Here is a 19426-nt window from a genome sequence, read left to right as displayed (position 1 = left end):
CGGAGGAGGACGAGCCGGTCAAGTACTGGCTGTCGAACCTGCCCGCCGACACCCCACTGCACGATCTGGTCCGGCTCGGGAAGATCCGCTGGCGCATCGAACACGACTACCGCGAACTCAAAACCGGTCTGGGCCTGGACCACTACGAAGGACGCTCCTGGAGAGGCTGGAACCGCCACGTCACCCTCGTGACCGCCGCCCACCTGTTCCTCACGACCCTGCGGCTGACCAGCCCAAAAGCGACCGGGGCGGCCTGACCCTCTACAAAGTCCTCCGCCACCTGGACAGGCCACTGCCCCACCTGCCGACAGCCCCTCGCCTTAACCACCTAACAAAGCACTACTAGACGGATACGGGTTCGGGCCGGGCCTTGGCCCGGCGGCTCCTCCGCGCGGTGCGGACGGCGTCGGCGCTGAGGAAGACCAGGGCCACCCAGACGAGCAGGAAGCCGATCCAGCGGCTGGCCGGCATCGCCTCGTGCTGGACCACCAGGCCGATGAGGAACTGCAGGATCGGGGCGAGGTACTGCAGCATGCCGATGACGGTGAGCGGCACGCGCGTGGCGGACGAGTTGAAGAGCATCAGCGGCACCGCGGTGACGACGCCGGCGCCGGCGAGGAGGAGCAGGTGCCACGGGCCGTGGCCGGTGAACGTCGGGTGCGGCTGGAAGACCGCATAGGCCACGGCGGGCAGGAAGAGGACGGCCGTCTCGACCGTGAGGCTCTCCGCCGACGGCGTCGCGGCGAACTTCTTCAGCAGCCCGTACGTGCCGAAGGAACCGGCCAGGACGAGCGCGATCCAGGGCGGGCGGCCGTAGTCGATCGCGAGAACGACGACCGCGGCCGCGCCGATGCCGACCGCCGTCCACTGCCAGGGGGTGAGGCGCTCCCGGAGGACCAGGACGCCGAGAAGGACGCTGACGAGCGGGTTGATGAAGTAGCCGAGCGCGGCCTCGATCGTGTGCCCGCTGTTCACGGCGTAGATGTAGGTGCCCCAGTTGACCGTGATGACGACCGCGGCGAGGGCGAGGATCGCGAGCCGCCCGGCCTTGAGCGTCCTGATCCAGCGCCAGTGGCGCCGCGCGGCGAGGATGACGCCGACGGCGACGAGCGACCAGATCATCCGGTGCGCGAGGATCTCGATCGAACCGGCGGGCTTCAGCAGTGGCCAGTAGAGCGGGAACAGGCCCCAGAGAACGTAGGCCGCGACTCCGTAGAGGACCCCACGCCGCATTTCAGACACGGGCGTCATCGTATCGTAAGGAGTCATATTTGGTATTGGTCATGTCTTGGGAGGCCGGTGTCGGCCGGATAGCCTTGGGAGGGTGTTCGGATTCGGAAAGACCTCGATGGTGACGCCGGACCAGGCGTTGCCGGGCCGCGACCAGGCCATGCCCGTCGCGCCGCGCCACACCGTCCTCGACGCCCCCCTCGCCCCGCCGTACCCCCCGGGCACGGAGATCGCCGACTTCGGCGCGGGTTGCTTCTGGGGCGTGGAACGCAAGTTCTGGCAGGTACCGGGCGTCGTGTCGACCTCGGTGGGCTACGCGGGCGGCTACACGCCGAACCCGACGTACGAGGAGGTCTGCTCGGGCCAGACGGGCCACGCGGAAGTCGTCCGCGTGGTCTTCGACCCGTCGGCGGTGACGTACGAGCAGCTGCTGAAGGTGTTCTGGGAGGGCCACGACCCGACCCAGGGGCTGCGGCAGGGCAATGACGTCGGCTCGCAGTACCGCTCGTTGATCCTGACCCACTCGGACGCCCAGCGCGACGCGGCCCTCGCGTCGAGGGAGTCGTACCAGAAGGTCCTGACGACCGCGGGCTACGGCGACATCACAACCGAGATCCAGCCGGCCGGGGAGTACTACTTCGCCGAGGACTACCACCAGCAGTATCTCTCGGACGCGAAGAACCCGAACGGCTACTGCGGCGTCGGTGGGACCGGGGTGTCCTGCCCGGTGGGTGTCGCTCGGGCCGAGTGATCTGCTGCTTCGGCGGCGCGGCCGCCGGAATCGTCCTGCTGACCCAGGACGCCGGATGGAGATTGGACGGAAGCCGGTCGTGACCACCGCACTGATCATCGGCGACGTGCAGCAGGGCATCACGGGCGGTTACCCGTTCGCCAGGCAAGTCGTGCCACCGCTCACGGAACTGCTTCCGCGCGCCCGCGCGGCAGGCGTTCTCGTCGTGTTCGTGCATTTCGCCTTCCGGGCCAACGGGGCCGACGTGCCGCCGGGCAACGCGCTACTCAGAACGTTCTACGAAGCCGGCGACGCCTTCCACGAGGGGACGGCCGGAACTGAGATCGATCTGCCGGTCGCCGACGAGGACGTCATCGTGATGAAACGCCGCGCCAGCGCGTTCGCCGGCACAGACCTTGACCTCGTGCTCCGCGCGCGCGGCGTCGGCACTCTCGCGATCGCCGGAGTCGCGACCAGCGCAATGGTGGCTGCGACGTGCTACGACGCGGCAGACCGTGACTACCAGGTGACCGTGTTGCGTGACGGTTGTGCCGACGGCGATCCGGCGATGCACGACTTCTTCATGGAAGCCGTCTTTCCCAGCCGGGGATTCGAGGTCGTGCCCTGCGCCGGTTGGCTCGGAGAATGACGATGGCTCATGGCCCACGGTGCGACGGGGACAGCCCTACCGCCAAGATCGGGTCGCGGTCATCGTGGCGAGCAGCGCCAGGGACTGCTCGTCCGGTGAGCCGGGCCGGGCGTGGAGGACGGTGAGCACCTGGCCGTCCTCCAGCGGCATCGCGTGGAAGCGGAGGCTGATCACGCCCAGCTCCGGGTGCCGGAAGCTCTTCGCGCCCGCCGTGGTGGTGCGGACGTCGTGGCGGGCCCACAGTTCCCGGAACTCCTGGCTGTGCAGCGACAGTTCGCCGATGAGTGCCGTCAGGTCGGGGTCGTCCCGCTCGGTTCCGATCCGGGCCCGGAAGTTGGCGACCGCGTCCGACGCCGCCGCGTCCCAGTCCACATGTGTCTCCCGTGTCCCGGGGTCCAGGAACACCGCGCGCAGCAGGTTCGTCCCGGGCACGTAGCAGGGGGCCAGCTCACACGCCAGAGCGTTCGATCCGACGACGTTCATCCGGCGGCTGGTCACTGTGGCCGGTGTCGTCGTCCAGGCGTCCAGCAGTTCCTGCACGGTGTCGGCCACCCGTTCCCGGGTGCGCGTGGCGGTCGGTGCCGGGCGGGCCAGGGCGTACAGGTGCATCGTCAGTTCTTCGTCCAGTCGCAGCGCCCGGGCCAGCGACTCCAGGACGCTCTCCGAGGGGCGGTGGCCGCGTGCCTGCTCCAGGCGTACGTAGTAGTCCGCGCTCACTCCGGCCAGGAGGGCCAGTTCCTCGCGCCGCAACCCCGTCACGCGGCGGCGGGCGTCGCCGGCGGCGTCGTCGAGGCCCACGTCTTCGGGACGGACCAGGGCGCGGCGAGCCCGGAGGAATTCTGCGAGAGCGGCGTTGTCCACAGCCTCAGGCTACGTCCGGTCGTCCCGTACGAGGGTGGCCCTGTGATTCCCAGTCATCGGCCACCGATGGTGGGGCGGCGCGGTCCGGCGACAGCATGGGGGCGTTGCGAACGAGAGGAGATCCACCATGCGAACGGTCAACGGCTGGGCCGCCCAGGCACCCGGGTCGGCGCTGGCACCCTGGCGCTTCGAGCGCCGTGAGCTGCGACCTACCGACGTCGCACTGCGGGTGACACACGCGGGGGTGTGCTTCACCGACCTGGAGCACGTGCGGCCCGAACCGGGCCACGAGCGGCCGGACATCTTTCCGCTGGTGCCCGGCCACGAGATCGTCGGTGAGGTGGTGGCCGTCGGCAGTGCGGTCACCGGTTTCCAGGTCGGTGATCCGGTCTGTGTGGGGAACATCGTCGATTCGTGCGGGGTGTGCGAGGCCTGCCGCAACGGTGATCAGGAGTTCTGCGCGGAGTTCCCGACCCTGACCTACGGAGGGCGTGACCGGCGCGACGGGTCCCTGACCCAGGGCGGGTTCAGCGACGAGTACGTGGCCGACCAGGCGTTCGTGTACCGGCGTCCCGAGGGGCTAGACCCGGCCGGGACCGCGCCGCTGATGTGCGCGGGGATCACCACCTGGGTGCCGCTCAGGCGGTGGGAGGTCGGCCCGGGGCAGACGGTCGGCATCATCGGCCTCGGCGGACTCGGGCACGTGGCGGTGAAGCTGGCCAAGGCGCTCGGCGCCGAGGTGGTGGGCTTCACCACCTCACCCGACAAGGCGAAGGACATGCTGGAACTCGGTGCCGACGACGTGGTGGTGTCGACCGACGCCGAGGCCATGGCCGGGCAGCGCGGGCGGTTCGACTTCATCCTCGACACCGTGCCCCGCACGCACGATCTCTCGCCCTACCTGACGGCGCTCCGCTTCGACCGGACCCTGTGCACGCTCGGCATCGTGCCGGAACTTTCCTTCACACCTCAGACCCTGCGGTTCGGACGCAAACGGCTGGCGGGCGCAGGCAGCGGCGGCATCACCGACACCCGGGAGATGCTCGACTTCTGCGCCGCCCACGACGTGACCGCGACCGTCGAGGTACTGCCCGTCGCCGAGGTCAACGAGGCACTGGACCGGCTGGCCGCGGGTGACGTCAAGTACCGGTTCGTCCTCGACCTCGCGTCCTGACGAACGGAGGGCCGTGAGGAGGGCGAAGACGGACAGGCGGCTCACGCCTTGCCGCCCTCTCAGCACCGGACTGAAGGCGAGCTCGGCGGCGAAGACGGTAGCCACCCCTTGAACGCCGTCATCCTCGGCGGCCTGCCGATGCACCAGGGCGACGACTACATCGTCAGCTACAACACTTGATCTACTACCTACGAGAAATCACCGGCTTCTACCGGCGAGCCACGAAAGCCGGGGCGTCTTCTGGAGGGCAGATCTCCGGCGATGGTCCGCTGGCGATCTGTCTCACGGCCAAGCACGATGACCATCTCGCAGAACGTGTCGTAGCCGTATCTCTGCTTGAGTTTGCCCAGCACGCCTTTGCGGCTGGCCTCGGCGAGGATGCCCTTGAGGGCAACGTAGGGGACTTCGCGGCCGGCGGAGAAGTCGTCATACGCGGCTTGGGCGACGCTTCGCAGCTCCGCATATGGGGCGGATTCGCTAAGGACCATGTACGACGCCTCTTTGAGATCCATGCCCTGGAGTTTAGGCGGCTCTATCGCCTGACATGAGGGGGTTGCGGGGTACGGGCCGGGAACCTGCGCCCGCCCATGGCGGTGGCGAATGACGCTGGAGGACTCCACGAGGTCCGCGTGGTCCGCCACCGGCGCTTGGCCTACCTGTCGGCCGGGTGTCCGGTCACGACGCCGATGACGAGTTCAGGGTCGGTGTACGCACTGAGTCTCGGCATGCGCGAAGATGCGGCCTTTCCCGGGCAGCGCGGCGGTGGGCCCTGCGGTGGGATGCGGCGCTGTGACGGTCGTCGCGCCTTCGAGACAGCCGTACGAGGTGCGCAGCATGTTCCCGTAGACGAGATCCCCGAGATAAGGAGTGTCGTACCGCGAGGCTCGCCCGTCGGCCGGCCGCGTGATCCAGACGGTGACTTGGGCGCCGTCCAGCTGCGCCATTCCCGTGGCCGGTTGGAAGCGCGGCCACATCGCCCCGCAGGCTGGTGCGTAACGAAGCAAGATATAGCCGACGAAGAACCGGTCGGGAGCGTAGAGGTTGGCCGAGGCGACGGTCATGACCTCGCCCTTGTCGCAGCCGGTGTCCTGAGGGTCGCTGCCCTCTGCGATCGTTCTGGTGGATCTCGGCGAGGCGGCCGAGGTGTGATCGGCCGACCCGGGAAAGAGCAGCCGCCAGGCGGTGATGATGCTCACTGCCGAGAGCAGGGCGCCACCGACCATGATCAGCTGCGTAGCACCTCGTTTACCGTGACCCTGGGGTGCGGCGGGCACGGCCAAGGTGGCCGGCACGTCGACGAGCGGAGTTGATTCGCTCCGATCAGCCGCTGGTGATGTCTCGGCCTGAGTCCCCTCACGGTGCGCATGCACGGCCGCGGCGACCTGCCGCCACCGCTCCGGCCAGCCTTCGGTTTCCGCGCCACAGGCGGCGACATAGGCCAACACGACCGGGAGGGTCGCCAACCGACGCCCCGATGCCGCCTCTGAGAGGGTGCTCGCCGAGTACCGGGCCTTCACCGCCATCGAACGGTACGGCGGATTTCCGGCCTGTGCTCGCAGCGCCCTTAGGTCCGCAACGAATTCCGCTAGTTCCGTTACCTCTGCGTCGACTGGCTGCGGCCTGCGTCCCATGCAGCGTCCGTCCTTGTTCGGATTTTGTCGTTCGGACCGAAACAAGGATTCCCGATCAACGCGGTGAGTGGAAGTGTCCCCAGTGCTTCGCCTGTTCCCGGCGGACATGCCGCGAACGGGCCCACGTACAGAGAGGGCAGACCGTGGAACATCTCACCCGAGCGATCGCCGCATTGGTTCCCGCCGTGCCGCTGTCGTTGTTCGGCCTCGGCGTTACCGCCGGACCCGCCTCCGCAGCCGCCACGACGGTCGCTCCGTCTGTGACCTGTAGCAACTACGGATGCGACGGCACCGATCCGGACGAGACCGGATGCACATATCTCGCATACGCGGTCTTCGACATCAATGGACTGCAGCTCATGTGGTCACCGACGTGTAAAACGAACTGGGCAAGGTACTACGTCAACCCCGGCGAGACGGCCATACTGGGGGTGACTCGACAGAATCCATATGGCTATAAAAGCCTCGGCTCATCGGTGGCGGGCTGGGCCTATACCGACCAGCTGTACTCACCTGGCCCGGCGCGCGCATCCGTCACGGTCATCAACAAGGCCCAATGGTTCACCCCCTGGACCGACTGAACAATAATTCCTGACCTCGATCTTCGTGAATTCGGTCAGGCGGGCTCGATGGCCGTTGTCGCCGCCGAGCCCGCCTCGCTGCGGTGGCGTGAAGATCAACCCGGTGACCGTTCCTCGGTCGGCGTCAGCTGAGGGCCTGGGCCGTATGGATCAGGTTGATGTGGGTGAACGCCTGAGGGAAGTTGCCCAGCTGACGCCCTTGGACCGGGTCGTACTCCTCGGCGAGCAGGCCCACGTCGTTGGTGAGGGCCAGCAGCCGTTCGAACAGCTCCATGGCCTCATGCTTGCGCCCGACGAGGGCGAGCGCCTCGGCCAGCCAGAAGCTGCAGGCGAGGAAGACGCCTTCGGTTCCGGGTAGCCCGTCGATGTCGTTGCTCTCGGAGGTCGGATAGCGCAGGACGAAGCCGTCGGTCGTCAGCTCGCGTTTGATCGCGTCGATCGTGCCGGTGACCCGGGGGTCTTTCGGCGGCAGGAAGCCGACGATCGGGATGAGGAGCAGCGCCGCGTCGAGCTCGCGCGAGCCGTACGACTGGGTGAACGTGCCGCGCTCGGGGTCGAATCCCTTGTCGCAGACCTCGGCGTGGATCCGGTCCCGCATGGCACGCCAGCGTTCGACGGGACCGGTGTGGCCGAGCTTTCCGACCATCCGTACGGCCCGGTCGGCCGCCACCCACGCCATGACCTTCGAGTGGACGAAGTGCCGCCGCGGGCCGCGGATCTCCCACAGGCCCTCGTCGGGTTGGTCCCAGCTGCGATCGATGAAGTCCATCAGTCTGCAGACGATGGACCAGGCGTAGTCGGAGGGCGGCATCCCCAGCTTGTGGGCCCGGTAGAAGCAGTTGAGCACCTCGCCGTAGACGTCGAGCTGAAGCTGGCCGGCCGCGTCGTTGCCGATCCGTACCGGCCTGGAGCCCTCGTAGCCGGGTAGCCAGTCGAGCGTCTGCTCCGGCAGGCGCCTCTCTCCTGCCACGCCGTACATGATCTGGAGATCCTCCGGGCGGCCCGCGATGGCGCGGAGCAGCCAGTCACGCCAGGCGCCCGCCTCGGTGATGTATCCGGATTCGGTCAGGGCGTCGAGTGTCATCGCGGCGTCGCGCAGCCAGCAGAATCTGTAGTCCCAGTTGCGGACCCCGCCGAGATGCTCGGGCAGCGATGTGGTGGGAGCCGCCACGATGCCGCCGGTCGGGCTGTAGGTGAGGGCCTTGAGCGTGATGAGGGAGCGCATCACGGCGGCGCGGCAGCGGCTCGGGAGCCAGCAGCGGAAGACCCATTCCTCCCAGAACAGTCTGGTATCGGTGAGCTGCTCGCCGGGATCGATGCGGTCGGGTTCCGGCTGGTGCGAGGGGTGCCACGTGAACACGAACGCCTGGCGTTGCCCTGCGTCGATCATGAAGGTGCCGGTGTGCCGGTCACCGCTGTCCTCCAGGTGGAGGGGGACGTCGATCCAGACCGAGTCGGGCCCGCCGATGGCGTGAAGGCGGCCGTCGAAGCGGCGAACCCAGGGGACGATCCCGCCGTAGTCGAACCGGATGCTGATCTCCGCGGTCATGTCCACGGTCCCGGACACGCCCTCCACGATCCGGACCAGGTGGGGGTTGGCCTGCCGGGGAGGCATGAAGTCGATGACCTTGACGGTCCCCGTAGGGGTCTCCCATACGGTCTCGAGGATGAGCGTGTCGCCGGCGTACGCGCGTCGCGCGGCCATCTCGTGCCCGGTGGGGGCCAACCGCCAGAACCCGTTGGACTCGTCGCCGAGGAGCTTGGCGAAGCACGAGGGAGAGTCGAACCGGGGAAGGCAGAGCCAGTCGATCGACCCGTCGCGACCGACCAGGGCGGCTGACCGTGTGTCCCCGATGAGGGCGTAGTCCTCGATCCGCACGTTGACCACGCTACCCGCGGGTGTCCGCGTCATCGCGGGCCGTATCCCCAGGTGAGGGCCTATGTCGACCGAGAGGGGTCAGGCACTGACGAGCGCGGGGCCGCGACGTTCGCCGCGGTCATGACATCGCCAGAGTCAGGACGCCGGCGCCGAGACTCATGGCCGCGTGGCCGGCCGCCGAGGGCAGGCGGCGTATGAGCGGCTGGGGGCCGGTCGCGGTGCCGGCCTCGGCGAGCCAGACCACCGTCGCCACGAGGCAGTACGCGGCCAGCGTCACGGCGGCCGGCGTAGGGCCGCTCATCTGCGCCATCGCGGCGTGTCCGCCGGCCATCCGGGGTGCCGGCCCGTCACGGGGGACGGGCATCGGCGTGATCACCATCCAGGCCATCATCGCCGCCATCAGGGCATGGTGCGCGTCCCGGATCGCGGGCGTCATCCGCCGCTCACGTACGGCCGAGACGACGAACCAGACGACGCCCGCTCCCAGCAGCGTGACCTGCGGGCCATGGGGGATCCGGGCTCCCCACGGCCAGACCATCGGGATCATCACCAGGCACATCACCGCGTGCAGGAACAGCGAGATCCGCTCGGCGGTGCCCGCCGTGGCGCGCACGCACTGGTACAGGAACCACCCGCCCGAGCACGCGAACACCACGCTCAGGCACCAGCCGGCGGAAGGAGGAAGGGACACCGTTGACTCCGGTCGACGAGAACAGGGTCAGCTGTACAGATCCGGCACGTCCCGGAAACTCATCGGCCTCGCCCGTACGGATCTCGCCACGCGGACCTTCGCTCAGCGGCACATCGCGTCGATGTACTCCGAGAAGTTCGGGAACTCCGCGCGTGCCGCGGCCACGATCTCCGCGGTCGTACGGCGTTTCCCCGGCGCGTGGCGTTCGGCGATCGCCTGGAACGCCTCGTTCGGCTCCGCCTCGGCGTCCGGGGCGGAGAAGGCCTCAAGGGGGCCGAAACCGTTCGCGAACAGCCACAGCAGGTCGCCGAGGTCGCGGGCGATCACTCCCCGGTCGCCCTCGGAACCGAGGTGGACGACCGGCTGCTCGGTGAGAGGCGCACCCGGCCGGACCAGCCAGAAGCCGGCATAGTCGCCCGCCCCGGTGGCGCCGAAGAAGCGGAACTCGCTGCCGTCGGCCTCTTCGTTGCCGGTCCACAGACGGAACCACCACGCGGTCTTCTCGGGTGCCTCCAGCCGTGCGTACGGCTCGAAATCACACCCTCGGGACTCGTCGGTCTCCTCGTCCCACTCCCACTCGAAGCCGACCTCGACCACCTCGGCCAGGGCGGCGGGCAGCGCCAGGTCTTCAGCTGTCTCCGTCACCCCAGGAAGACTAGCCACCTCGGCACCCGCGCATGGGGAAGCCGAGGGCGGGCGGTCGCCGAGGCGGTGGTCCCGTCCGTGGCGTACCGGATAGCATCCTGGATCGCCTGCTGCTCACCGGGGAAGCCAGGCCAACGGAAGGCAGTCAAATGAGCGCCGTTCCAGCGACCGACGAGCGGACCCGCTACTCCTCCCACCGGGCGGACGCCGTCGATACTCAGGCGTGGCCTGTTTTCGACGAAGAAGGCCGAAGGCTGCTGGAGTCGGTCGGACAGGTGATCCATCCCGAGCCCGGTGAGGTGTTGTGGGACGCGGGCGACGCCTACGACCTGTACCTCGTACTCGCCGGTGAGGTTCGTCTCGTGGATCGAAGAGACGACCGGGTCGTGTTCGTGGTCGAAGCCGGCGACTTCGTCGGCGAACTCGGCATGCTGATGGGGCAGCCGGCCTTCCTCGCGGGTGTCGCGATGGCGAAGAGCGCGCTGCTGCGGGTGCGGGTCGAGGATCTGAGCCGGCTCGTGGCGACCTCCGCCGAGCTGGGTGACGTGTTGCTCTCCGCGTTCGACGCGCGGCGACGTCTGCTGACCCGTGCCGGCGAGGGCGGCCTCGTCGTCGCCGGCGACGACGATCCCGACCTGCACCGGCTGCGGGAGTTCGCCGAGCGCAATCACATCCCGTATCGGACGGTGCTGCGCTCGGACCCGTCCGCCTGGGCCGAGGTCGCGGGGCAGTGTGCGCTCCCGGAGAAGGGGACCGCCGTGGTGACCGGCCGACGGCGAATCCTGACCGAGCCGACGACTCGCGATCTGGCCACCGCCATCGGTCTCGACCTCTGCGGGCTCTCCGACCAGGCGCGTTGCGATCTGCTGATCGTGGGCGCCGGACCGGCGGGCTTGGCCGCCGCCGTCTACGGAGCCTCCGAAGGACTTGACGTCGTCATCGTCGAAGATGTCGCCCTGGGAGGGCAGGCCGGCACCTCCTCGCGGATCGAGAACTACCTCGGATTCCCGCGCGGAGTCGCCGGCAGCGAGCTCGCCCGGCTGGCGATGTTGCAGGCGGTCAAGTTCGGCGCACGGCTGGTCTCGCCCCGCTCCGTGACCGAGTTGTCGCGGAGCCCGGACGGATTCCGGGTCCGGCTCGACGACCAGAGCGACGTCACGGCCCGGGCCGTCGTCATCGCGAGTGGCGTCCGATACCGCCGGCTGGAGAGCACCCCGGGTGTCACCGAGTTCGAAGGTCGCGGCGTCCACTATGCCGCGACCGAACTCGAGGCGCGGGCATGTGTCGGCCGGAATGCCGTGGTGGTCGGAGGCGGCAATTCGGCCGGCCAGGCCGCGCTGTTCCTCACCCAGCAGGCCGACCAGGTACACGTGCTCATTCGCCGCGACGACCTCTCCGAGACGATGTCGAGCTACCTGGCCCAGCGGCTCACCCACCATGAACGGATCACCGTCCACCCCCGGTCACAGCTGACCTCCGTCGCGGGTGAGGACCGTCTCACCAAGCTCACCTGGCGAGACGGGCGAAGCGGGCAGGACGTCCGGATCGAGGCGGGTGGAGTGTTCTTGATGATCGGCGCGGTCCCACGCACCACATGGCTTCACGACGTGGGCGTCGAACTCGACGACAAGGGCTTCGTGATGACCCGAGAAGCCTTCGCGACCTCCGTCGAGGGTCTGTTCGCCGTGGGTGACGTCCGCGCCGGCTCGGTCAAACGGGTCGCCTCCGCCGTCGGAGAAGGATCGGTGGTGGTCTCCGCCGTGCACGCCTACCTTGAAGGACGAATGGCCGCGGCTGTCACCTAGCCGCCTGTCACCTAGCCGCCTGTCACCTGGCCGCCGCGGCGCGGTCAGCCGATCCAGATCACGATGCCGGTCAGGCCGTTCAGCACGGCCGCGACCCCGGCGCGTACGGCGTGCCCGGCGCGGGCGGGGGTGAAGGTGGCGGGGTCGTAGTTCGAGGACATGCCGAGGCCCTCGCCGCGGAACGACGCGCCGGTCCAGTCGGCGGCCGTCACGTTCGCCGTGGGTTCGGCCAGTTCCGCGCCGATCACCAGGAACTTCCGGTCGAGGTGGTTGGGGGTGACCGTGGCGAGGGCGTCGACGAGGTCGTTGCCGGCGCTGACGATGAGGTCGGGCGCCAGGTTCATCGCCCTGCTGATGGACGGGACGTACTGGTCCGGCTTGGCGGCCGTGACGGTCTTCAGGCTGACGTGCTCCTCCTTCGCCCACTTCCGTACGGCGTCCGTCAGCGTCCTGGTCTGGGCGTCCTTGCCCGCGGTGAGCAGCACCACGCGGTAGCCCTTCGACGGGCGGGCGGCGTCCCACGAGCCGGCGCGCGGTGTGATCGTCGACTCCGGGGCGGGCGACCTGGCCGGGTCGGAGAAGCCCGGGCCGAGGGTGCCGATGGGAGTGGGCCTCGCGTGCGGCCGGGACCAGTCGTCGCCGGAACCGCACCCGCCGGCCAGTACGGCGGTCGCCACGGCCGCGGCCAGCGCGGCGGCGCGCAGACGTCGAGAGCGCATGGGGGATCGGCCTCCGGCGGGGTCACGGGTGGGCCTACTTCCTACCCCATGACTTGCGGTTTTCGAGGAGCGAGGCCACCTCCGCCGGGTGTGGTTCCTCATCGGTTCGCCTGCGGGCCGCCGGCCGTTCATCCGTGCCGAGCAGATTGCGTCTCGCAACCAACGAGGAGTCACATGTCCCACGCCGCCCGGCGTCGTGCCTGTGCTGTCGCCGCCGCCGTGGCCGTGGCCGCCGTGGCCGTCCTGCTCAGCGCCCTGCCCGCCTTCGCCCACGGGTTCAGTTCCACCGCGTACGTCGATCTGACCGCGCCCGCCACCGGGCACGTCCGCGCCGCGATCGGGCTGGAGTACGACCTGCTCGTCGTCTCCGCCGCCGACTACCAGAAGGACGATCCGCTCTTCCGGGCGGGCGACGCGGCGTTCAGGTCCGGTGACCGGGCGGGGCAGGCGGCGGCGCTCGACGCCCACGCCGGCTCGGTCGTCGCGTACGTGACCCGGCACTTCGGCGTCACGGCCGAGGGGAGGGCCTGCGCCCCGGCCCGGAACGGCGGCTTCCAGGTCGAGCAGCGTGAGGGCGTCCCGTACGCGCTGCTGGTGCTCGACTACCGCTGCCCGGAGGCCGCGGACGCGCACGAGGTGCGCAGCGGGCTGTTCCCGGACTCCGAGGGCTACGTACGCGGCACCAAGACGATCGTCACGTACGACCTGGACCTGCGGTCGGGAAGCGCCGCCCTCGACGCGCGGCATCCGACGTTCTCCACGCGGCAGTCGTGGGCCGAGCGGTTCTGGGAGTTCTTCCGGCTGGGGGCCGAGCACCTGCTCACCGGGATCGACCACATCCTGTTCCTGCTGGCGCTCATCGCGGGGTCACGCCGTCTGCGCGAGATCGTACTGGCGGCGACGACGTTCACGCTGGCCCACTCGGTGACCTTCGTCTTCGCCGCCCTCGGTCTCGTACGGGTGCCCGCGTCGTTCGTCGAGCCGGTCATCGCCCTGTCGATCGCGGTCGTCGCGGGCTGGCATCTGTGGCGGATCTGGCGACGCCGATCGCATGCCGTGGACCTCGAAACCACCGGTCACGGTCACCTCAGCCTGGACACCGCGGGCTGGACGCGGCTCGCGGTCGTCTTCTGCTTCGGGCTCGTGCACGGGCTCGGCTTCGCCTCGGCGCTGGGCATCGAGCAGGCCTGGTCGTGGACGCTGCTGTGGTCGCTGCTGGTGTTCAACGTGGGCATCGAGGTCGTTCAGCTGGCGATCATCATCGTCGTCTTCCCGCTGCTGGGTCTGCTGCGCCACCGCCGGCCGGTGGCGGGGCTGTGGACGACCGGCGCGATCGCCACCGGGGTGTCCGTCATGGGCCTCGTGTGGTTCTTCCAGCGAGTTCTCTGAAAGATCACGTCACAACTTCCGGCGTGCGCCACCGTTCACCTCCTCGCCGTTCATCTCCTGGTCAACGCATTGCGAGAGCTTGACCGAGCTTTTACCTCTCCCAAAAGGGACGGAACCCTATGAACTTCCAAAACTGGACAGAGGGCCCCGGGTCGATTCGGCGCCGGGTGGCCATGGGGGCCACCGCGGCGGTCATCGGCGTCACCGCGGTGCTCGGCAGCGGCCTGACGACCGCGGCCGGCGCGGACAGCGGTACGACGACCACCGGCATCGTCCTCAGCGTCGGCGCCACCGAGTCGCAGCGCGTCGTCTCCTGGTACACCTCGGCCGGCACCGCGCAGGTGGTGCAGGTCGCACCGACCTCCAAGGTCGCCAAGGGCCGGTTCCCCAAGAACGCCGTGACCTTCCCGGCCACGGTCGCCGCGAACAGCGTCAACGGCGGCTACAACGGCCACGCCACGATCGACAACCTGAAGAAGAACACCGCCTACTCCTACCGCGTCGGCTCCGAGGGCGACTGGTCGCCGGCGTACTCCTTCAAGACCCGGGACTTCAAGGGCGACTTCGACTTCCTGTTCTACGGCGACCCGCAGATCGGCTCGTCCGGCGACACGGCGAAGGACGGTGCCGGATGGCTGGACACCGTGAACGTCTCCCTCGCCGCCAACCCGAAGGCCGAACTGCTGGTCTCCGGCGGTGACCAGGTCGAGAGCGCCAACACCGAGACCCAGTGGAACGCGTTCCTCGCGCCCGACAAGCTGCGCCAGTACCCGTGGGCCGCCACCATCGGCAACCACGACGTCGGCGGCAAGTCGTACGAACAGCACTTCTGGACGCCGAACACCGACCGCTCCGCGCCGTTCTACGCCGGCAACGCGGCCACCCAGTCGGGCGGCGACTACTGGTACACGTACAAGGGCGTCCTGTTCATCGACCTGAACAGCAACGCCTACGCCAACGGTTCCGACGCGGCGCACCTCGGCTACGTCAGCGACGTCATCAAGGCGCACGGCGCCAAGGCCAAGTACACGGTGCTCGTCTACCACCACTCGATCTACTCACCGGCCGACCACGCGAACGACACCGACAACCAGCAGCGCCGTCAGGACTTCCCGACCGCGTTCTCCAAGCTGGGCGTCGACCTGGTCCTGCAGGGTCACGACCACAGCTACTCCCGCAGCTACGTGATCAAGAACGGGAAGAAGGCGAACGCGAACGAGCGGCCCGGCGCCGCGCAGGTGGCCCAGGGGCCGGGCGGCGTCATCTACGTGACGGCCAACTCCGCGTCGGGTTCGAAGTACTACGACCTCACCGCTCCGGACACCACCAAGGACCCGAACTACGGTCCCGACCCGCTGAACCCCAAGAACCACTGGGCCAACTCGGTCGAGAACCAGGAGCACGTCCGTACCTACGTGAAGGTCGAGGTGCGCGACAACAAGCTCGTCGTCCAGGACATCCGCAGCGGCACCTGCGCCGGCCCGAACGCCGCGGTCGAGCTGGGCAAGGTGTCCTGGTGCGGCCCGGACAGCGGCGCGAGCGCGGCCAAGCCGGTCGGCTCCCTCGTCGACAAGGTGGTGATCCGCCCGTTCAGCGACAAGCCCGGCAAGCCGGGTAAGCCCGAAACCCCGGGTAAGCCCGGAACTCCGGGCAAGCCCGCCTGGGTGCAGCAGAGCGACGGTGAGTCGAAGGGCGTCACGCTCACCTCGCTGAGCTGATCCCGGTCCGCCTTACCGGTCGGGGTGGGCGCCGGCGGGTGCCCGCCCCATCGCACTTTCTTTCGTCCCGCCGTTCCGCAGACCGTCCGAGGATCATCAGATGCACCTGCCCAGACCGCGTACGACCTCAGCGGCCGGAGCCCTCGCCCGGGCGGCCGTCGTGACGCTGCTCGCCGCGCTCGGACTCCTCGGAGCGGGGGCCGGCCCCGCCGTCGCGGCGGACGGAGACGTCCCCTGGACGGTCGGCACGGCGGCCGGCGCCTTCGGGTCGGACCGGCCGAACTACAGCTACACCCTCGACCCGGGCGGGCGGCTCCAGGACGGCCTCGTGGTCACCAACCACGGCACCACGCCGCTGCGCCTGGCCGTGTACGCCGCCGACGGGTTCACCACCAAGGCGGGCCGGTTCGACCTGGTCACCAAGGGCGCGAAGTCGACGGGGGTGGGTGCGTGGGTCCACCCGGACCGTCCCGAGCTCACGATCCGGCCCGGTGAGTCGGTCCAGGTGCCGTTCACGGTCGCGCTTCCGGACGACGCCGCGCCCGGCGATCACATGGGGGGCATCGTCACATCGCTGACGCGGGCCGGGACGGCGGACTCGGCGAAGGTGGACCGGCGCGTCGGGATCCGGATCCGGCTCCGCGTGGGCGGACCGCTCAAGCCGAGCCTGTCGGTGGAGCGGCCGCACGTGCGCTACTCGGGCACGCTCAACCCGTTCGGGAAGGGCGAGACGACCGTCACGTACACGATCCACAACACGGGCAACGCGATCCTCACCGCCCGGCAGGCGGTCTCGGTGTCCGGCCCCCTCGGCGGCCCGGGCGTTCGCGCGGGCGGGATCGGCGACTCGCCTCAGCTGCTCCCGGGCGATACCTGGAAGGTCTCGGTGCCGGTACGGGGAGTGGCGCCCGCGCTGAGACTGACGGGAACGGTCACCGTCACTCCGCTGCTCGCCGACGCGGCGGGCTCGATCGCCCCGCTCGCCGCCGTCAGGGCCACGACGCGCGCCTGGAACGTCTCCTGGGCGCTCCTGCTCCTCCTCGTTCTCTGCGCGATGATCGCCGCGGGCCTGGCTTTCCGCCGCCGGCGGACCCGGAGACGCCTGGACGCCGGCGGCCCGGAGCCCGCCGAAGAGGAGCTCCGGGAGCCGGAGACCTCCGGCCACTAGCCTTGGCCGATGTTCGAGTACCACGGGTGGGTGAACATCCGGGAGACGGCCGGTCTCGACGACGATGAGAGGCGGCTGCGTTCGCGGGTGGAGGACGTCCGCCGGCTTCTCGCGGAGCTGGACGAGTACGGCCTGCTCGACCTGCGCTGGCTGAACGGTTTCCCGTTCCTGCACGTCGCGGGCGTGCCCAACCACCGGGGCGAGTGGGGATCACGGATCATCGACCTCTTCCGGCGGGTCGGCGAGATCGCCCCGGGTTCGTTCGGCCTGCTGTACGTCTGGGACGACGAGGACGCGGAGCACCCGAACGCGTTCCGGGTCTTCCGCCTGGTGCGCGGTACGGTCACCGAGCACGCGGACTCCCTGCTCTCCCCGCTCGTCCCCACCGTGGAGGACGCCGCCCAGGGATGAGCGGACCCGTGCTATCACCGGGCGCGTGCGAAGAGCGCGCCCGCGCCGTCTCCCCTCGCCGGGTGGCCGGCCGCGACGAGGGCATGCCAGATGGTCACCTGAGTCGCGGTCAGGACCGGTTTTCCGAGGCGTCGCTCCAGACCGGGGACGAGGTCCGCCGTGTGCAGGGCGGTCTCCGGCACGAGGACGGCCTCGGCGTCCGGGCCGTCGCCGCGTTCGGTCAGGTCGGCGATCCGATGCCGGTCCCACGAGGCCAGCGCGCGGTCCGACGGCGCGTCCATGGCGACGTGATGCGTCGTGGTGATGCCCGCGTCGGCCAGGAACTCGGCGAAGGCGCTCGTCACCTCCTCGCCGTACACCGACGCGAGTCCCACCCGGGAGAGCCCCATCGCTCGCGCCGCCGCGACGAACGCGAGGGACGTGCCTGTCGCCGGCGCTCCCATCAGTGCGGCCAGGTCCGCGGCCTGCTTCCGGGCGCCGTCGAGGCCCTGCAGGAAGCTACAGCTGCTGCAGGCCAACGCCACCACGTGGGGAGCGAACCCGGTCAACCCGGCCGCCGCCACGGCGAGCCGGTCAGGCTCGCCGAGCTCGCGTACCGCGTTCAGCTTCTCCAGGGCGCCCATCTCGGCGATGTCGGAGACGTCCTCGCCCCACTCGACGTAGGAGAACTCCACCGTGATCGACGGATCCAGCAGGGCCGCCATGCGTACGAAATCGTCCTCGCCGCAGTCGCGAGTCGGATAGAGCAGCCCGACCCTGGGTGTCGATGCGCGACCAACCTCAGGCATCTCCTCACCATTGCCCATTATGGGGAATCTATGCGGCCTAGCGCGGTTCGCCGCCCTCGGTGGGATCGGGAAGTTTGGGGGGCCATATACGGGGCATCGTCGAGTCGCCTGAACCTAAGGAAAGGAGCACAGCAATGGGTCTGATGTTCCGTAAGCGTAAGAAATTCGGCCCTCTGGTCTTCAATTTCACCGAGAACGGTCTCTCCTCCTGGACCATCAAGCTCGGTCGCTGGTCATGGAACTCGAGGTCGCGCAGGCAGCGGTACGACCTGCCGGGCCCGCTGTCATGGAAGCAGGACAAGTCCCGCGCCTGACCGCATCGGAGCTCCGTCGGGGCGGTGCCACTGGGCTGACGGGCACCGCCTCGACGGCCATTAATGGCCGGCTTCTCAACCATTCACGCGTCGTTCCTCCTTGAGCTCGCGAATGGTGAGGACCGCGCTCCCGAATATCTCGGAGAGCGCCCTACGCTGACGATCGGTCAGATCGTTATGGAAGACGACCGCCGTGGCATCGGTCCGTACGCACGCGTCGGCGATCTCGCGGATCTTGCCGGTGCTCATGAGGGTCCGTGACGAGTAGGGGCGATCCATGTTCTCCGCTCCGCCCCGGACGCGGCCCTTTCCCGAGACGCCCCGGCGTTGGACGAAGCGGGCCGTCACCAGCCCGCCGAACCGGGTCACCTCGGCCTCGAGCTCGTCCATCGCCTCGACATGGTCCTTGCGCCTGGCCGAGAACAAGCCCGCGACGACCACGTTGGCGCCGTGTATCACGTTCGCCATTTGACCGGTTGTCCTGATGGCGTTTCTCCCGCCCCATCGGAACGCTCGCGGCGCGGCTCGTCTACCGCTCCGTGGCCGCGAGATGACAGAAATGCCCAACGTGGCCGCTCAAAGGCGCGAGTCCGGAGTGCGGTAGGCCGTACTGTATGCCTTATGGGCTACCCTCCTCCGCCGCCGGGCATGATGCCGCCGCCGGACAACGAACCTGTGCTGCTGTCGATCGGTGACATTTCCGTCACCCCGACTTCTGTCATCGTGCCTCAGGGGCGGTTTCCCGTCCACGGGACCACGTGGACCGTGCAGGACTCCACGCAGGTGACCGAGGGCATTCCGGCGGTCGCGATCGTGCTGGCCATCCTCTTCTTCATCTTCTGCCTGCTCGGATTGCTCTTCCTTCTCATGAAGGAGAAGCGCTACGCCGGGTTCGTCACGATCACCGTCACGGGCCCCGGCGGGCTGTATCACACCGTGCAGTTCCCGGCGGCGCAGCAGACCGGCGCATGGGCGACCGACATGGTCGGACGGGCCCGGGCGATCGCCGCCTCCGCGCCGCCGCCCGCCGGCGCCTGAGTCAC

The 19426-nt window shown here is 69.2% G+C and carries 22 protein-coding genes; 12 read left to right on the top strand and 10 right to left on the bottom strand.

All coding sequences use genetic code 11. The annotated features are described in order from the left end of the window. A partial coding sequence (locus QSK37_RS17455; RefSeq protein ID WP_285621979.1) for a transposase occupies positions 1-257 on the top strand: 257 nt, incomplete at its 5' end. Positions 258-342: 85 nt separating this feature from the next. Here QSK37_RS17455 and rarD read toward each other — a convergent pair. Next, positions 343-1251, bottom strand: a complete 909-nt coding sequence (gene rarD, locus QSK37_RS17450) for an EamA family transporter RarD (RefSeq protein WP_285621976.1) — start codon at positions 1249-1251, stop codon at positions 343-345. A gap of 73 nt (positions 1252-1324) precedes the next feature. Between rarD and msrA the strand changes: the two genes are divergently transcribed. Further along, positions 1325-1981: a peptide-methionine (S)-S-oxide reductase MsrA gene (msrA, locus tag QSK37_RS17445; protein WP_285621973.1), complete on the top strand. Its 657-nt coding sequence runs from the start codon at positions 1325-1327 to the stop codon at positions 1979-1981. Positions 1982-2060: 79 nt separating this feature from the next. Beyond that, entirely contained in the window at positions 2061-2609 is a 549-nt protein-coding gene (locus tag QSK37_RS17440; RefSeq protein WP_285621968.1) for a cysteine hydrolase family protein, read from the top strand. A gap of 36 nt (positions 2610-2645) precedes the next feature. Here the strand turns inward: QSK37_RS17440 and QSK37_RS17435 are convergent, their stop codons facing one another. Continuing rightward, positions 2646-3470, bottom strand: coding sequence for a helix-turn-helix transcriptional regulator (locus QSK37_RS17435; protein WP_285621965.1), 825 nt, complete (start codon positions 3468-3470; stop codon positions 2646-2648). A 127-nt stretch (positions 3471-3597) separates the two neighbouring features. On the opposite strand from QSK37_RS17435, the gene QSK37_RS17430 reads away from it, so the two are divergent. Further along, positions 3598-4644, top strand: coding sequence for an NAD(P)-dependent alcohol dehydrogenase (locus QSK37_RS17430; protein WP_285621961.1), 1047 nt, complete (start codon positions 3598-3600; stop codon positions 4642-4644). Between the two features lie 188 nt (positions 4645-4832). Here the strand turns inward: QSK37_RS17430 and QSK37_RS17425 are convergent, their stop codons facing one another. Continuing rightward, entirely contained in the window at positions 4833-5156 is a 324-nt protein-coding gene (locus QSK37_RS17425; protein WP_285621958.1) for a hypothetical protein, read from the bottom strand. Between the two features lie 183 nt (positions 5157-5339). Further along, positions 5340-6275, bottom strand: a complete 936-nt coding sequence (locus QSK37_RS17420) for a helix-turn-helix domain-containing protein (RefSeq protein ID WP_432705570.1) — start codon at positions 6273-6275, stop codon at positions 5340-5342. 143 nt (positions 6276-6418) lie between these two features. Here QSK37_RS17420 and QSK37_RS17415 point away from each other — a divergent pair, with 143 nt between their 5' ends. Beyond that, a complete protein-coding gene (locus QSK37_RS17415) occupies positions 6419-6856 on the top strand; it encodes a DUF2690 domain-containing protein (RefSeq protein ID WP_285621951.1) in 438 nt (145 codons plus the stop codon). Between the two features lie 124 nt (positions 6857-6980). Here QSK37_RS17415 and QSK37_RS17410 read toward each other — a convergent pair whose 3' ends face one another. The 3 genes from QSK37_RS17410 to QSK37_RS17400 form a co-directional block, all read right to left on the bottom strand. After that, a complete protein-coding gene (locus tag QSK37_RS17410) occupies positions 6981-8768 on the bottom strand; it encodes a glycoside hydrolase family 15 protein (protein ID WP_285621948.1) in 1788 nt (595 codons plus the stop codon). 85 nt (positions 8769-8853) lie between these two features. Beyond that, complete coding sequence (locus QSK37_RS17405; RefSeq protein ID WP_285621946.1) at positions 8854-9426, bottom strand: DUF5134 domain-containing protein; 573 nt, start codon at positions 9424-9426, stop codon at positions 8854-8856. 102 nt (positions 9427-9528) lie between these two features. After that, a complete protein-coding gene (locus QSK37_RS17400) occupies positions 9529-10071 on the bottom strand; it encodes an SMI1/KNR4 family protein (protein ID WP_285621944.1) in 543 nt (180 codons plus the stop codon). Positions 10072-10220: 149 nt separating this feature from the next. On the opposite strand from QSK37_RS17400, the gene QSK37_RS17395 reads away from it, so the two are divergent. After that, on the top strand, positions 10221-11876 hold the full coding sequence (locus QSK37_RS17395) for an FAD-dependent oxidoreductase (protein ID WP_285621941.1): 1656 nt from the start codon (positions 10221-10223) through the stop codon (positions 11874-11876). A gap of 44 nt (positions 11877-11920) precedes the next feature. Here QSK37_RS17395 and QSK37_RS17390 read toward each other — a convergent pair whose 3' ends face one another. Next, positions 11921-12595 (bottom strand): type 1 periplasmic-binding domain-containing protein, encoded by a 675-nt coding sequence (locus QSK37_RS17390; RefSeq protein WP_285621939.1) that lies wholly within the window; start codon positions 12593-12595, stop codon positions 11921-11923. Between the two features lie 174 nt (positions 12596-12769). On the opposite strand from QSK37_RS17390, the gene QSK37_RS17385 reads away from it, so the two are divergent. The 4 genes from QSK37_RS17385 to QSK37_RS17370 all read left to right on the top strand — a co-directional run bounded on the left by QSK37_RS17385 (position 12770) and on the right by QSK37_RS17370 (position 17281). Further along, the gene (locus QSK37_RS17385) at positions 12770-13984 is read left to right on the top strand and encodes a HupE/UreJ family protein (protein WP_285621936.1); all 1215 of its coding nucleotides are present in this window, start codon (positions 12770-12772) and stop codon (positions 13982-13984) included. 173 nt (positions 13985-14157) lie between these two features. Next, on the top strand, positions 14158-15702 hold the full coding sequence (locus QSK37_RS17380) for a purple acid phosphatase family protein (RefSeq protein ID WP_285621934.1): 1545 nt from the start codon (positions 14158-14160) through the stop codon (positions 15700-15702). 100 nt (positions 15703-15802) lie between these two features. After that, on the top strand, positions 15803-16870 hold the full coding sequence (locus QSK37_RS17375; RefSeq protein WP_285621931.1) for a WxL protein peptidoglycan domain-containing protein: 1068 nt from the start codon (positions 15803-15805) through the stop codon (positions 16868-16870). A 9-nt stretch (positions 16871-16879) separates the two neighbouring features. Continuing rightward, positions 16880-17281, top strand: coding sequence for an Imm7 family immunity protein (locus QSK37_RS17370; protein ID WP_285621928.1), 402 nt, complete (start codon positions 16880-16882; stop codon positions 17279-17281). 14 nt (positions 17282-17295) lie between these two features. Here the strand turns inward: QSK37_RS17370 and QSK37_RS17365 are convergent, their stop codons facing one another. After that, positions 17296-18069: a maleate cis-trans isomerase family protein gene (locus QSK37_RS17365; protein WP_285621925.1), complete on the bottom strand. Its 774-nt coding sequence runs from the start codon at positions 18067-18069 to the stop codon at positions 17296-17298. A gap of 134 nt (positions 18070-18203) precedes the next feature. Between QSK37_RS17365 and QSK37_RS17360 the strand changes: the two genes are divergently transcribed. Next, positions 18204-18383, top strand: coding sequence for a DUF4236 domain-containing protein (locus tag QSK37_RS17360; RefSeq protein ID WP_285567245.1), 180 nt, complete (start codon positions 18204-18206; stop codon positions 18381-18383). Positions 18384-18458: 75 nt separating this feature from the next. Here QSK37_RS17360 and QSK37_RS17355 read toward each other — a convergent pair whose 3' ends face one another. Then, positions 18459-18824 (bottom strand): HflX-like GTP-binding protein, encoded by a 366-nt coding sequence (locus QSK37_RS17355; RefSeq protein WP_285621924.1) that lies wholly within the window; start codon positions 18822-18824, stop codon positions 18459-18461. A gap of 234 nt (positions 18825-19058) precedes the next feature. Here QSK37_RS17355 and QSK37_RS17350 point away from each other — a divergent pair, with 234 nt between their 5' ends. Continuing rightward, entirely contained in the window at positions 19059-19421 is a 363-nt protein-coding gene (locus QSK37_RS17350) for a hypothetical protein (RefSeq protein ID WP_285621921.1), read from the top strand. Positions 19422-19426 lie beyond the last annotated feature (5 nt).

Source organism: Actinoallomurus iriomotensis, assembly GCF_030269445.1.
Lineage (GTDB): Bacteria > Actinomycetota > Actinomycetes > Streptosporangiales > Streptosporangiaceae > Actinoallomurus > Actinoallomurus iriomotensis.
The sequence above is the reverse complement of the archived record's forward strand: the minus strand, read 5'-3'. Positions and strand labels throughout refer to the sequence as shown.